General features: G+C 72.0%; 13 protein-coding genes and 1 pseudogene. 9 read left to right on the top strand and 5 right to left on the bottom strand.

Annotated elements, in window-relative coordinates; all coding sequences use genetic code 11:
• Positions 1 to 93: 93 nt before the first annotated feature.
• On the bottom strand, positions 94 to 453 hold the full coding sequence (locus IE244_RS38135; RefSeq protein ID WP_191878159.1) for a MerR family transcriptional regulator: 360 nt from the start codon (positions 451 to 453) through the stop codon (positions 94 to 96).
• 91 nt (positions 454 to 544) lie between these two features.
• On the opposite strand from IE244_RS38135, the gene IE244_RS38130 reads away from it, so the two are divergent.
• Positions 545 to 979 carry a hypothetical protein gene (locus IE244_RS38130; RefSeq protein ID WP_191878158.1) on the top strand — a complete coding sequence of 145 codons (435 nt, stop codon included), beginning with the start codon at positions 545 to 547 and terminating at the stop codon, positions 977 to 979.
• 45 nt (positions 980 to 1,024) lie between these two features.
• Complete coding sequence (locus IE244_RS38125) at positions 1,025 to 1,837, top strand: PhzF family phenazine biosynthesis protein (RefSeq protein ID WP_191878157.1); 813 nt, start codon at positions 1,025 to 1,027, stop codon at positions 1,835 to 1,837.
• 93 nt (positions 1,838 to 1,930) lie between these two features.
• Here the strand turns inward: IE244_RS38125 and IE244_RS38120 are convergent, their stop codons facing one another.
• Both IE244_RS38120 and IE244_RS38115 read right to left on the bottom strand, forming a co-directional pair.
• The gene (locus IE244_RS38120; protein ID WP_191878219.1) at positions 1,931 to 2,731 is read right to left on the bottom strand and encodes a CPBP family intramembrane glutamic endopeptidase; all 801 of its coding nucleotides are present in this window, start codon (positions 2,729 to 2,731) and stop codon (positions 1,931 to 1,933) included.
• 354 nt (positions 2,732 to 3,085) lie between these two features.
• Positions 3,086 to 4,603: a glutamate-cysteine ligase family protein gene (locus IE244_RS38115; RefSeq protein ID WP_191878156.1), complete on the bottom strand. Its 1,518-nt coding sequence runs from the start codon at positions 4,601 to 4,603 to the stop codon at positions 3,086 to 3,088.
• 577 nt (positions 4,604 to 5,180) lie between these two features.
• Between IE244_RS38115 and IE244_RS38110 the strand changes: the two genes are divergently transcribed.
• From IE244_RS38110 to IE244_RS38090, 5 genes are all read left to right on the top strand, one after another.
• Positions 5,181 to 5,783, top strand: a complete 603-nt coding sequence (locus IE244_RS38110; protein WP_191878155.1) for a hypothetical protein — start codon at positions 5,181 to 5,183, stop codon at positions 5,781 to 5,783.
• 280 nt (positions 5,784 to 6,063) lie between these two features.
• A complete protein-coding gene (locus tag IE244_RS38105) occupies positions 6,064 to 6,270 on the top strand; it encodes a DUF5999 family protein (RefSeq protein ID WP_031174044.1) in 207 nt (68 codons plus the stop codon).
• 378 nt (positions 6,271 to 6,648) lie between these two features.
• Positions 6,649 to 7,179 (top strand): universal stress protein, encoded by a 531-nt coding sequence (locus tag IE244_RS38100; protein ID WP_191878154.1) that lies wholly within the window; start codon positions 6,649 to 6,651, stop codon positions 7,177 to 7,179.
• A 233-nt stretch (positions 7,180 to 7,412) separates the two neighbouring features.
• Positions 7,413 to 7,970 (top strand): hypothetical protein, encoded by a 558-nt coding sequence (locus IE244_RS38095; protein WP_191878153.1) that lies wholly within the window; start codon positions 7,413 to 7,415, stop codon positions 7,968 to 7,970.
• Between the two features lie 265 nt (positions 7,971 to 8,235).
• Positions 8,236 to 10,191, top strand: coding sequence for an APC family permease (locus IE244_RS38090; protein ID WP_191878152.1), 1,956 nt, complete (start codon positions 8,236 to 8,238; stop codon positions 10,189 to 10,191).
• A gap of 79 nt (positions 10,192 to 10,270) precedes the next feature.
• Here the strand turns inward: IE244_RS38090 and IE244_RS38085 are convergent, their stop codons facing one another.
• Complete coding sequence (locus IE244_RS38085) at positions 10,271 to 10,852, bottom strand: DUF1707 SHOCT-like domain-containing protein (RefSeq protein ID WP_191878151.1); 582 nt, start codon at positions 10,850 to 10,852, stop codon at positions 10,271 to 10,273.
• 126 nt (positions 10,853 to 10,978) lie between these two features.
• Here IE244_RS38085 and IE244_RS38080 point away from each other — a divergent pair, with 126 nt between their 5' ends.
• A complete protein-coding gene (locus IE244_RS38080) occupies positions 10,979 to 11,374 on the top strand; it encodes a TOBE domain-containing protein (RefSeq protein WP_031174036.1) in 396 nt (131 codons plus the stop codon).
• Positions 11,375 to 11,486: 112 nt separating this feature from the next.
• Here IE244_RS38080 and IE244_RS38075 read toward each other — a convergent pair whose 3' ends face one another.
• Complete coding sequence (locus IE244_RS38075; RefSeq protein WP_229854691.1) at positions 11,487 to 11,975, bottom strand: molybdopterin-dependent oxidoreductase; 489 nt, start codon at positions 11,973 to 11,975, stop codon at positions 11,487 to 11,489.
• 207 nt (positions 11,976 to 12,182) lie between these two features.
• Here IE244_RS38075 and IE244_RS38070 point away from each other — a divergent pair.
• Positions 12,183 to 12,411 (top strand): annotated as a pseudogene (locus tag IE244_RS38070) (molybdate ABC transporter substrate-binding protein); the annotation flags it as partial.

Here is a 12,411-nt window from a genome sequence, read left to right as displayed (position 1 = left end):
CGCCCGAGATGGACCGTGGCGAGCAGCCTCACGGCGTCGCGGTCCGCCGCCGCTCGCGCTCGCGGCCGGTCCGGCCGCGCGGACCTCCCGGCGCTACGTCCGGTCAGCCCGCAGGGGGCAGCCGGTGCCGACGCGGGACGTCAGGTCGGCGCGGAGCGCGGTCAGTTCCGCCATGCGCGCGTCGACGACGCGGATCTTGTCCTCGAACAGGGCGGACAGTGCGGCGGCGCTGTCGGGGGCATCGCGGAGTTCCTCGCCGTGCCGGCCGATCTCGGCCAGGGTGAAACCGAGCGTCTGTGCGGTGCGGACGTACCGCAGCCAGACCACGGTCTCCGGCGGGAAGTCGCGGTAGCCGTTGGGCAGCCGGTCGCCGTCGAGCAGACCGATCCTCTCGTAGAACCGAAGGGTGTCCTTCGACAGCCCCGTACGCGCGGACAGTTCTCCGATGCGCATGACTCCCCCGCCACCAGGTCGACTTGACCTTGGAGCGTACTCCGCTGTCTAGCGTGGGCGGCGCCCGAGCGAGCCCTCCCGAGGAGTCCCGATGTCCCCAGTCACCCCTGCCTATCTGCGTCTTGTCCGCACGAGCGGCTGGTACGACCTGATCGTCACGGCCGGTTTCGCGACACCGTGGACCTACGCGCTGGTGCACCGCCTGCTGTCGGCCGGAGGCGACGCGCTCGGTCTCGGCGGCATGCCCGCGCTCACCCCGCTGCAGACCCTGTACGCCAACCTGATGGGCTCGGTGGTGCTGGTCTGGGCCCTGCTGCGCGTCGTACGGCCGCTTCCCCTGCACGGCCTCCTCGACGGCACCGCCCGCGCCCTGTTCTCCTTGTGGCAGGCATACGCGCTGGCGCACGGAGGGCCCGGCGTACTGTGGCCGTTCCTGGTGCTGGAGGCCTCGTTCGGCATCGCCCAGCTGGCCCCGTGGGCGCGGGGCCGTGCCGCCGGTGTCCGGGAAGCATGCCAGAGCTCCTGAATTGGCCTTGGGCCGGCGTCCGGCTCCGCCACTAGCGTCGGCGTCATGCGCATTCGAATCGTGGACGCCTTCACCGACCGCCCCTTCGCCGGCAATCCGGCCGGAGTCCTGCTCCTGGACGACGTCTTCCCGGACGACGACCGGCTCCAGAACGTCGCCCTGGAGGTGAACCACGCCGAGACGGCGTTCGCGCACCGGCTGCCCGAGGGCGGCGAGGCGGACTGGGCGCTGCGCTGGTTCACGCCCGTCGCCGAGGTCGCGATGTGCGGTCACGCCACGCTCGCCACGGCCCACGTCCTGCACACCACGGGCGCCCACCCGGGCCCGGTGCGCTTCGCCACCCGCAGTGGTGTGCTCACGGCCGAGCCCGCCGCGGACGGCTCGATCACCCTCGACTTCCCGACGGCCCCCCTCACCCCGGTCGAGATCCCCGCCGGGATCACCGCGGCGCTCGGCGCGCCGCCGGTCGCGGCCGCCACCACCGGCCCGGCCGTCGGCGACCTGCTGCTGGAACTGGCCGACGAGAAGACCCTCCTCGGCCTCGCACCGGACTTCAAGTCCCTAGGCGCCCACGCGTCGCGCGGTCTCATCGCCACCGCCCGCGCCGACGACGCCTCCCGCGGCTACGACTTCGTCTCCCGCTGCTTCTTCCCGAACCTCGGCATCGACGAGGACCCGGTCACCGGCAGCGCCCACACCGCGCTCGCCCCGTACTGGTCCGCGCGCCTCGGCCGCGACGACCTGACCGGTCTGCAGGCCTCCCGCCGTACCGGGCTGGTCCGCACCGGCCTGCGCGGCGAGCGCACCCTGCTCACGGGCCGCGCGGTGACGGTCATCGAGGGCGAGCTGCTTGCGTGAGCCGGCGCCCCCGCCGCGCGGGCGGCCGTCGCCACGCGTCCACGGCCTGACGCGGTACGGGCGGCACTCCGTGCCACCGGCCCGGCGCGGGGCTCAGGCCGTAGGCAGCCAGCCGACCCTGCCCGCGAGGAGGGCGTAGCCGACGAAAGCGCCGATGTCGAGCAGGGAGTGCGCGACGACCAGCGGGCCGACCCGCCGCCAGCGGCGGTACAGGTACACGAACACCACACCCATGATCATGTTGCCGAGGAAGCCGCCGATGCCCTGGTAGAGGTGGTACGAGCCGCGCAGGACCGCGCTGGCGACCAGCGCGGTCCCCGGGGTCCAGCCCAACTGGCCCAGTCTGCGCAGCAGATAGCCGACGACGATGACCTCTTCGAGGACGGCGTTCTGCAGGGCGGAAAGGACCAGCACCGGGTACTTCCACCACACGTCCGGCAGTGCCTCGGGGACGACCGTGAGGTTGAAGCCGAGGCCGCGGGCGGCCAGGTAGAAGGCGATGCCGGTGCTGCCGATCACGGCCGCGACGCCGGCGCCGCGGGCTAGGTCGGGCCAGGGGCGGGTGCGGTCGAAGCCGAGGGTGCGCAGGCTGCCGCCCTCGCGCAGGAGCAGGTGGGCGACCAGGGCGACGGGGACCAGCGCGGTCGCGATGCCGAACAGCTGCCAGGCGAGGTCCAGCCAGGGGCGGCCGGGCGCGGCCGAGGCGTTGAGGGTGGCGGCCTGGTCCTTCAGACCGCCCGGCTTGGTGACCGAGCCGATGAAGCTGATCAGCGCGGAGACCCCGCTCGCGCCCAGCGAGAGCCCCAGGACGAGCAGGGTCTCGTCCCGCAGGATCCGCCGCCGGTCGCACTCCCGCACTCCCGGATCGGCCACCGAGTCAGCCTCCACCTGCACCCCTGCCTCCCGTCGGCTCATGGGCCCCAGGACCCACCTCTGCCCCGCAAGGATCGCAGACGCACCTGTGCGAGCAGCGCACGCCCGCTTCTTGCCCGCCGCGAGGGCGGTCGGCGACGACGGCGCCCCTACGACGCCCGGGCCACCGGCCCCGATGGGCAACGCCGGCGCGCAGCGTGGACCGGTGTGGCCTGCCGGGCACCGAGCGGCCCGGACCTCGGCCGGGACCCGTCGGGCACGCGGGGCGCTGAGGTGGCGGGGGCGCCGGGGTGCCGGGGTCCCGGGCGTGCCGGGGCCCCGGGGGTGCCTGGGCCCCGGGGGTGCCTGGGCCCGGACCAGGCCAAGGCGACGGCCTCAGCCGAGCGGCACCGCTTCCGGCAACCCCACCGGCCACGTGTGCACCGGCTCCCCCACATGCATGAGCTCGGCGTAGCGCCTCGTCGTCGCGGCCAGCGCCGCCTCACGGCTCAGCCCCAGCTCCAGCGCCCGGTGGAAGGTGGCCGCCTGCCAGGACGCGCCGTTCACCCGGCGCCGGCAGCGCTCCTCGATGACGCCCAGGTAGAGATCACGGTCGGCCGCTTCCACGCCCCACGCGTCCAGTCCCGCCGACGCCAGGGGCAGCAGCTCGTCGCGGACCAGGGTGACCGCGTCCACCTCGCCCGTGCCGCCGTAGCGCCCCCGCCGGGGCCACACGAACCTGGCGTCGATCCCGTACCGGCACGCCGCGTCGAAGTTGGCCTCGGCCGCCGCGAACGGCAGCCGGGTCCACACCGGCCGGGACTCCTCGGCCAGGGCGCGCACCAGGCCGTAGTAGAAGGCCGCGTTGGCGATCACGTCGGTGATGGTCGGCCCGGCCGGCAGCACCCGGTTCTCCACCCTGAGGTGCGGGACGCCGTCGGCGATGCCGTAGACGGGCCGGTTCCAGCGGTAGATCGTGCCGTTGTGCAGCACCAGTTCCGCGAGTCGCGGTGTGCCGCCCGCCGCCACGACGTCCAGCGGCTCCTCGGCGTCGCAGATCGGCAGCAGGGCGGGGAAGAAGCGCAGGTTCTCCTCGAACAGGTCGTACGCCGAACTGATCCAGCGCTCGCCGAACCAGGTGCGCGGCCGTACGCCCTGCGCCTGGAGTTCGGGCGGGCGGGTGTCGGTGGACTGCAGGAACAGCGGTGGCCGTGACTCGCGCCACAGTTCGTGACCGAACAGGAACGGCGAGTTGGCGCCGACGGCGATCTGTGCGGCGCTCGCCGCCTGCGCCGCGTTCCACACGTCCGCGAACCGGGCCGGGGTGACCTGCAGGTGCAGCTGTACGGAGGTGCACGCGGCCTCGGGAACGATCGACTTGGAGGTGCAGACGAGGTGTTCCACGCCCTCGATGTCGACCCGGAAGTCCTCGCCGCGCGCGGCCACGATCTGGTCGTTGAGCAGCGTGTAGCGGTCTACCTCGGAGAGGTTGGAGGAGACCAGGTCGTCACGGTCGAGCGTGGGCAGGATACCGATCATGACGATGCCGGCGTCCACCTCACCGGCCTTGCGGTCGGCGTAGGCCAGCGAGGTGCGCAGCTCCTCGGCGAGCCGGTCGAACACCCGGCCGCCCAACCGGTGCGGGGCGATGTTGACTTCCAGGTTGAACATGGCGAGTTCCGTTTGGAAATCACGGCTCGCGATACGCTCCAGCACCTGCCCGTTCAACATTTTCGGCATGCCGTCGGGCCCGGCGAGATTCAACTCGATCTCGACTCCCATGAGGTTCTTGGGACGGTCGAATCGCTTCTCGCTCAGCAGTCGCTCCAGTCCCGTCAGGCACTTCTGGAGCTTTTCGCGGTAGCGCTGGCGATCGGACAGGTCGAACTGCCCTGCCACGACCTTCTCCCCCATCGAAGTGTCCCTCCTCGGATGGGCGGGCCGACGATCCGGCCGCCGGGGCTCCCGGGTCAGGGGGGATGATGCCCAGCGGAAGCGATCGATAACGTCCCGCGCGGACCCGGCGCCCGCTACTCTTTCGGAATGTTCCCCGCGGCACATTCACGGGGCATGCCGCAGTGTGCACCTTCGAGTGCCCGGAACGCCTCGTGAAAAACGCCGATGACATTCGGCCTACCGTTACCGGCGCGTATGACGAGGTCAGCGGCGGCAACCGGCCGGGAAATCAGGAGGAGTCCCGCAAATCTGCGGCTTATTACCGGCTTGCGCGACCTTCCAAAATCGGATAGATGAAACATCGGCCGAACACGCGTCGTATAAACTTCGCCCACAAGGCAGAAGGGTGACGCCCTCGGTCCTGGTTCCTGCCGTGTTCAGGCCGTCCCGGGACGGGCGGCAGGCCGAGCCGCACCCTCGTTCACCGACCCGGGCCTCATCCCTTCCGGCCTTGCGTGAGCAGACAGCGCCGTCCGCCCCAGCCCCACCCCCCTCCTCGCGCCGCCGCGCCTGTCGTACGAGAGAGGCGACCCACATGCCGCTGCACGTGCCCCCTGCCCCCGCGCCTGCCCTGCGTTCCGTCCTCACCGCCCTGGGTTCGCCCACCGCGGTACGGGAGGCCCGCACCCCCTCCCTGCGCGCCGCGCAGGGCCCGACGACACCCGAACTCCCGCTGCCGGTACATGTGCTGGACCGGATCACCGCCCAGGGTCTGTCCACGACCCGGCTGGCCGGCTGGCGCTTCCTGATCCGCTGCGGCGACCGGGCGGTGGCCGCGGCGGAGACCATGCTCACGCCCGACGGCTGGGCCTTCTCGCACTTCTTCGAGGGCCCCTACGTCGCCTCCACCGAGCGCGCCCTGCACCAGGCCGAGGCGCTGCAACAGCCGTACCAGGCGCGGCTGCTGTCCGTGCCCGGCCTGTACATGCTGACCCTGTGGCTGCACGGCGACACCACCGCCGACGGAGCCGAGGGACACCCGGGGGGCACCGACCTGCTCGTCCCGCTGGCGCCGGCCCCGCCCGGCATACCGGCGCACCGCCTGTTCCGGGTCACCGAGTTGCTGCCGGTGCTGACCCATCGCGCGACCCCTCTTCCGCTGCTCGGACCGCCCGTGCTCGACTCGCCCGTCGCCTGACGGACGACGCCCCGCGTACCCCGCTGCCCGCACGGCAGGCGGGGTACGACCATGTCAGGAGCCCTGGGCTGCATGGACTAGCCCTATCCGGCCACTCGGAACCACCCGAAGTGACCGTGCACTTGGACTGAACCGTCCGGGCGGGTGACGCGTCATGAACCTGTGAGAAGCGGTGCTGCGAAATCCCTGCGGAACGCCGCCCAGAGGGCAACACTGGGTTCCGACCGACTTATCACGACGGGGGACGGCCATGACCACGACAGAGCGAAAGATCCCACCCATGTGCCAGCACCAGCCGCCGTGTCCGCCAGCCGAGTCCGCCGACCGGGAGTCCGCCCGTCTCGTGGCGCACCACCCGGAGCAGGGGTGGAGCCTGCTGTGCAACGGCGTCCTGCTCTTCGAGGACACCGGTGAGCTGCTGCCCGACGGCAGCATCATCGCTCCGCACCGTCCGCTCGGTGCGGAGCGGGTGATGACCGCCGCCTGAGCGGAGCGGGAGCGACCTGAGGGGCCGGCCGCGCACATCCGGTGCGCACCGGCCCCGACGTGTGTCCGGGTCCGGCTACGGACCGTGGCCGGACGCTGGCGCACCGCCTCCGGCGGCGCCTGGTGGCGACTACGCCCGGTAGTACATGCCGGTCCAGCTCTCCTTGCCGGCCAGCGCGAGCGGGGTGATCCCGGGCGGACTTGAGCTTCTTCACGGCGAGGTGGCCGAAACGCGTCGGTGGCAGCGGCCGGAAAATCACCGTCGCCCGGCTGGTCGAATCGCCGCCACGGGAGTGGGATGGAAGGAAGCAACGGGCCTTGCAGGGCGGGCACGTCCGCGCGAGAGACCTCGGCGTCGCCCGCGAGGAACGGTGGAGTGATGTCCGGTTACGACGTCTCGGCGGCCGCTCGGGTGGTGGTGGGTGTCAGCGGATCCCTGGGCAGCGTCACGGCCCTGCGCAGGGCCACCGCGCTGGCCCTGCGCCTGGGAGCCGAACTGTGGCCGGTGCTGGCCTGGGAGCCGCCGGGCGGGGATCCGGCCGCGCGCCGCTCCCCCGCCGCCGGTCTGCTGGTCGAGGACTGGCAGCGGCTGGCCAGGCAGCGGCTGGCCTCGGTGCTGGAGGAGATCTTCGGCGGCCGGACGCCTGGTGTGCCGGTGCACGCCGTCATCGTCCGTGGCGCCCCGGGCCCGGCCCTGGTGGCGACGGCGAACCGGGAGAACGACGTCCTCGTCGTGGGCGCCGGCCGCCGCGGTCTGCAACGCGCCTTCTCGGGCCGGGTCTCCCGGCACTGTCTGGCGCACGCGGTCTGCCCCGTGCTCGCGGTGCCCCCCTCCCCCCTGGAGTCGCAACTGCTCTCCGTCCACCGGCGCAACACCTGGCATCTGCGCATGGACATCCGGGGCCTGTGAAGGCGTCCCCGAAGAGGCGCCCCGGCCCCCGCCGAGTCTCGCCGGGGGCCGGTGACCGCGCTGGGGCGCCCCCGGACAGCGCGGTGCTCAGCACCCCGCAGACCCGCGCACCACGGCAACGCGCCGGGTCGGTGTCAACGCGGCGTCAAAAGCGGCCCCTCCGCCGTCGGAAGACCGTCAAGGTGCGCTGCGACCGAGCTCCGCCGGGGCCAGGACTGTCTACCGTCCCAGACATGAGGCACCGCGACGACACACATACCCGGCGCACCGGCTCGCACCCGACCGCAACCCCCGGCGTGGTGGAGGACCGGGACCGGGCAGCGGACGTACGCGCGTCGCTGCGCTGCGCCGGTGTGCTGCTCGGACTGCTGCTGTTCGTCGACGGGGCGGCCGGCTCCCTCACCTGGTGGCGCGGTGCCCTGTGGCTGACTGTCGCGCTCCTGCTGCTCCTCGTCCTGCTCCCGGTGCGGGTGTCGGCCGGTGCGGGCTGGCTGGCCACCCGCCGTCTGCTGCGCACCCGCCGGGTCCGCACCGACCTGCTGGTCGCGGTGCGCCCGATCGACGGCGTGTCCCAACGGCTGGTCCTGCGCGACGCCCTCGGCAACCGGGCCGAGATCGACCCCGAGGTGCTGATCCGCAATCCCGGCCTGTGGTACCTGCTCGACGAGGGCGCCCGGGTGTCCGAGGCGGCCGGCACCCTGCTGTGCGGCACGACGGCCCTGCACCGCCTCGCCCGACGCATCGACCGCGAGACGGCCCTGGGCGTGTTCCGGGCCTCCGGCATGAAGTGAGGCGGTGCCCCGGCGCCAGAACATGACACTCGGTGGCCACCCCGGACGCCGCGGCCCAAGCCGCCGACCCGGACCGCAGCGCCCCCGGCGACCGGCTCCGGCCTCGCCTTCTTGATGCGCCCTTACTGCTCTCGCGCCATTCTTAACGCAAGATTGACGCCTCCCGAGCCCGGATCCATGGGCCCACGCGTCACTCTCTGCATACGCTGGTGCCGCCGTCCGCGTGATGGCCGGAAAGAGCTGAGCCGCACACAGGAGCACGCTGATGGCCACGACCGAGCACCCCCCTCCCAGTCGCCTGCGCAACTGGATGCTGGAGGGGCTGTCCGACATGGGCAAGCACGGCGGCCACACCGGACCCCACGCCGAACCGGAGCCCCCGCACAAGGGCCAGCGCTGGTGGCGCGTGATGTGCCTGACCGGTGTGGACTACTTCTCGACCCTCGGTTACCAGCCGGGCATCGCGGCCCTGGCGGCCGGTCTGCTCTCGCCGATCGCCACGATCGTCCTGGTCATCGTGACCCTGGCCGGCGCCCTGCCGGTCTACCGCCGGGTGGCCGAAGAGAGCCCGCACGGCGAGGGCTCCATCTCGATGCTGGAGCGGCTGCTCTCGTTCTGGCAGGGCAAGCTGTTCGTGCTCACGCTGCTGGGCTTCGCGGCCACCGACTTCCTCATCACCATCACCCTGTCGGCCGCCGACGCCTCCACCCACCTGGTGGAGAACCCCCACCTGACCAGCACCCTGCACGGCCACCAGATGATCATCACCCTGTTCCTGGTGGCGCTGCTCGGCGCGGTCTTCCTCAAGGGCTTCCTGGAGGCGATCGGCGTCGCGGTCGCCCTGGTCGGCATCTACCTCGCGCTCAACCTGGTCGTCGTGATCGTCGGCCTGTGGCACGTCCTCACCGCCGGGCATGTCGTCACCGACTGGACCACCGCCCTGACGGCGGAACACGGCAACGTGTTCGTCATGGTCGGTGTGGCGCTGATCGTCTTCCCGAAACTCGCCCTCGGTCTGTCGGGCTTCGAGACCGGTGTCGCCGTCATGCCGCACGTCCAGGGCGACGCCGGGGACACCGAGGAGAAGCCGACCGGCCGGATCCGCGACACCAAGAAGCTGCTGACCACCGCAGCCCTCATCATGAGCTGCTTCCTGATCGCCACCAGCTTCATCACCACGCTGCTGATCCCGGAGAACGAGTTCAAGGCGGGCGGTCGGGCCAACGGCCGCGCCCTCGCCTACCTCGCGCACCAGTACCTCGGCGGCGCCTTCGGCACGGTCTACGACATCTCGACCATCGCCATCCTGTGGTTCGCCGGCGCCTCCGCCATGGCGGGCCTGCTCAACCTGATGCCGCGCTATCTGCCCCGCTACGGCATGGCCCCGCACTGGGCCCGCGCGGTGCGTCCGATGGTGATCGTCTTCACCCTGGTCGCGTTCCTGGTCACCTGGATCTTCGACGCCAACGTCGACAAGCAGGGCGGCGCCTACGCCACCGGTGTGCTGGTGCTGATCAGCTCGGCCGCCATCGCGGTGACCATCGCCGCGCGCAAGGCCCAGCAGCGCAACTGGACCATCGGCTTCGCGGTGATCTCGGCGGTGTTCCTCTACACGACCGTCGTGAACGTCATCGAGCGCCCCGACGGTGTGAAGATCGGTGCCTGCTTCATCGCCGGCATCATCCTCGTCTCGCTGGCCTCCCGGCTGGCCCGCGCCTTCGAACTGCGCGTGACCAGCATGACCCTCGATCCGCTGGCGGAACGATTCATCCGGGACATGGCCAGCCGCAAGATGCGGTTCATCGCCAACGAGCCCGGGCACCGCGACAAGGCCGAGTACCGCGACAAGATCGAGCAGATCCGCGCCGACAACGACATGCCCGAGCAGGAGGACTTCGTCTTCGTCGAGGTCACGGTCACCGACCCCTCCGAGTTCGAGGCGGGCCTGACCGTGCGCGGCGAGGTGCTGCACGGCCGCTACCGCGTGCTGACCCTGGAGTCCGCGTCCATCCCCAACGCGCTGGCCGCGCTGCTGCTCCACGTCCGGGACGTCACCGGCTGCACCCCGCACATCTACTTCGAGTGGACCGAGGGCAACCCGTTCGCCAACTTCCTGCGCTTCTTCCTCTTCGGCCAGGGCGAGGTCGCTCCGGTCACCCGTGAGGTACTGCGCGAGGCGGAGCCGAACCGGGAGCGCCGGCCCCGGGTGCACACCGGGTGAGACCGGGCGCGGCCCGTCGGGACCCGCCCGGAGGGCCGTACGCGCGGCCGGTCCGCCCCAGGGACCACGCGGGCCGGGCCTACCCGCCGAACCACCGCCTGGGCGGCCGTACCTCCAGCCGTCCCATGCCGAGCCGGCCGTGCACCTCCACGCGGAGCACGACCGGCGCCCCCGGACCGCCGGCGGGCCGCACCTTGCTCTCGCCGTAGTCGATCACCAGCGAGTCGGCGTCCACGACCACGCCGGGCCGGGTGATCAGCCGCAGGGTGCCGCCGCGCATGTCCAGGTCGATGCGGAGTGTGTCCTGAGTGATCACCGCGCTGGAGAAGTCCAGGGTCACGTCTCCCCAGGCGGACTCGATCTCCATAAGGCGCGGCACGGACCAGCCGCCCGCGCGCCTGGCCGACGCCCCCCGCTGCTCGATCCGCACGGCGTCCTTGGCCGGTGCCGCGCCTGGCACCGGCGGCAGATCGGCGGTGAGCACCGCGAGCTCGCCGAGCGTGCGGGCCGACAGCGCGGCGCTCAGCCGCTCGTCCAGCTCCTCGGCCGTGATCCGGCCGTCTCCGGCCGCGCCCGTGAGCACGTCCACCACCCGGTCCCGGTCCGCGTGCGAGGCACGCAGTCCGGACGGCATCTCCGTGTGCAGCAGCTCGGCCGCCATACCCTCACCCCGATTCAGCACGTCCCCGCAGGGAGCCCACTCTCGCGCACTAACGCTATATCGCGTTATACCCAACGGCCAACCCCACGTCCACGGTTCCCCGCCGGTGGCCCTATCGTGACCGGCATGCAGTCCTACACGATCGGCCAAGCGGCGCGGCTGCTCGGCGTGAGCCCGGACACCGCCCGCCGCTGGGCCGACGCGGGCCGGGTGGCGACCCATCGCGACGAGTCCGGGCGGCGGCTCATCGACGGCAGGGACCTCGCCGCGTTCTCCGTGGAACTAGCCAAGGCGGGTGGCGGCGAGGAGGACGCCTCCTACACCTCCGTCCGCAACGCCTTCCCCGGCATCGTCACGGCGATCAAGCTCGGTGACGTCGCCGCCCAGGTGGAGATCCAGGCCGGCCCGCACCGGCTGGTCTCTCTGCTGACCCGGGAGGCCGTCGAGGAACTGGGCCTGGAGGTCGGCATGGAGGCCACCGCGCGCGTGAAGTCCACCAACGTGCACATCGACCGCGTCTGACACCACCCGGCCGCACGGACAGCGGGCCGTGGGGCTGAGGGCGTCGGGCTGAGGGCTTGCGGCGCGCACTTCGGCCGGACCAGGACGCCCTCACGATCCGAGGACGACCGGTTCAGCGGGCTGCCGCTGCGGCGTGAGCGGGTGCGGCCGGTGCCGGAGTGCCACACCGATACCCGCCGTCCACACGGATCGCCGTGATCCCACTGATGTGCCGTGCTCCGCACCGGTCCTGCGGGAGCACCAGCTGGGGCCCGGCCACATCCAGCGGGGTGTCGTCGATGCGCACGCCCAGCAGGACGGGCGCATCCGCGAAGTCCGGGTCGATCTCGGCCCAGGACAGCATCGCGTGATGGCCGTCGGTGCCGGTGACGGCGATGAGAAAGCGCAGCCGGTCCTTGCGTCGCGCCGGGTCGAAGCCGGGCCCCGCGTCACTGAGGACGTCGTACAGGCGCGGGCCGGCGAACCGGTGGCGCTGGACGCCACTCGTCGCGCACTCGAAGCTGACGTCCACCCGGTGCTGCGGCCAGCGCCGCAGATCCGGCACGGTCAGCCGAGCGGGCCGGGCCAGATCGCCGGTCAGGGCGAGTCCCGCGAGCGTCACCTGCGACCACCTCCCCGCAGCACCGTACCCGCCGTGACGCACCGTGCAAACGCACATGCAAGCTACAAGTCACTGGTTCGCGGCTCATGCGATGCCACAGGAGACTTCGAGCTGGCAGATGCGGCATTATCATCGCCGCACGGTCGGTGCCCCCGTCCGTGGCAGGGCGCGACAGTTGTTCCACAGGACCCGAGGAGTAGATCCGTGATGACCCGTTCCGTGCGCCGGACCCGGCGAACGCTGCAGCTGGCCGGTGCGGGAGCCGCCGCCCTGATGGCACTCAGCGCCTGCTCCTCCGCCAGTGGCTCCTCCACCAAGCCGGCCAAGGCCGGCTCCGCGTCCGCGAAGCTGTCGGGCACGGTCACCGTGTTCGCCGCCGCCTCGCTCAAGGAGAGCTTCACCGCCTTGGGCAAGGAGTTCGAGCAGGCCCACCCGG

The sequence above is a fragment of the Streptomyces filipinensis genome (genome assembly GCF_014649495.1).
In the GTDB taxonomy this organism is placed as follows: Bacteria; Actinomycetota; Actinomycetes; order Streptomycetales; family Streptomycetaceae; genus Streptomyces; species Streptomyces filipinensis.
Note: the sequence above shows the minus strand (reverse complement) of the source record. Positions and strands in the feature narration are given on the sequence as shown.

Coding starts and splice junctions, on each gene's coding strand:
- IE244_RS38110 (WP_191878155.1), top strand. CDS start 5,181: ATGCCGCTGCACGTGCCCCCTGCCCCCGCGCCTGCCCTGCGTTCCGTC.
- IE244_RS38125 (WP_191878157.1), top strand. CDS start 1,025: ATGCGCATTCGAATCGTGGACGCCTTCACCGACCGCCCCTTCGCCGGC.
- IE244_RS38095 (WP_191878153.1), top strand. CDS start 7,413: ATGAGGCACCGCGACGACACACATACCCGGCGCACCGGCTCGCACCCG.
- IE244_RS38080 (WP_031174036.1), top strand. CDS start 10,979: ATGCAGTCCTACACGATCGGCCAAGCGGCGCGGCTGCTCGGCGTGAGC.
- IE244_RS38115 (WP_191878156.1), bottom strand. CDS start 4,603: ATGGGGGAGAAGGTCGTGGCAGGGCAGTTCGACCTGTCCGATCGCCAG.
- IE244_RS38090 (WP_191878152.1), top strand. CDS start 8,236: ATGGCCACGACCGAGCACCCCCCTCCCAGTCGCCTGCGCAACTGGATG.
- IE244_RS38085 (WP_191878151.1), bottom strand. CDS start 10,852: ATGGCGGCCGAGCTGCTGCACACGGAGATGCCGTCCGGACTGCGTGCC.
- IE244_RS38130 (WP_191878158.1), top strand. CDS start 545: ATGTCCCCAGTCACCCCTGCCTATCTGCGTCTTGTCCGCACGAGCGGC.
- IE244_RS38135 (WP_191878159.1), bottom strand. CDS start 453: ATGCGCATCGGAGAACTGTCCGCGCGTACGGGGCTGTCGAAGGACACC.
- IE244_RS38100 (WP_191878154.1), top strand. CDS start 6,649: ATGTCCGGTTACGACGTCTCGGCGGCCGCTCGGGTGGTGGTGGGTGTC.
- IE244_RS38105 (WP_031174044.1), top strand. CDS start 6,064: ATGTGCCAGCACCAGCCGCCGTGTCCGCCAGCCGAGTCCGCCGACCGG.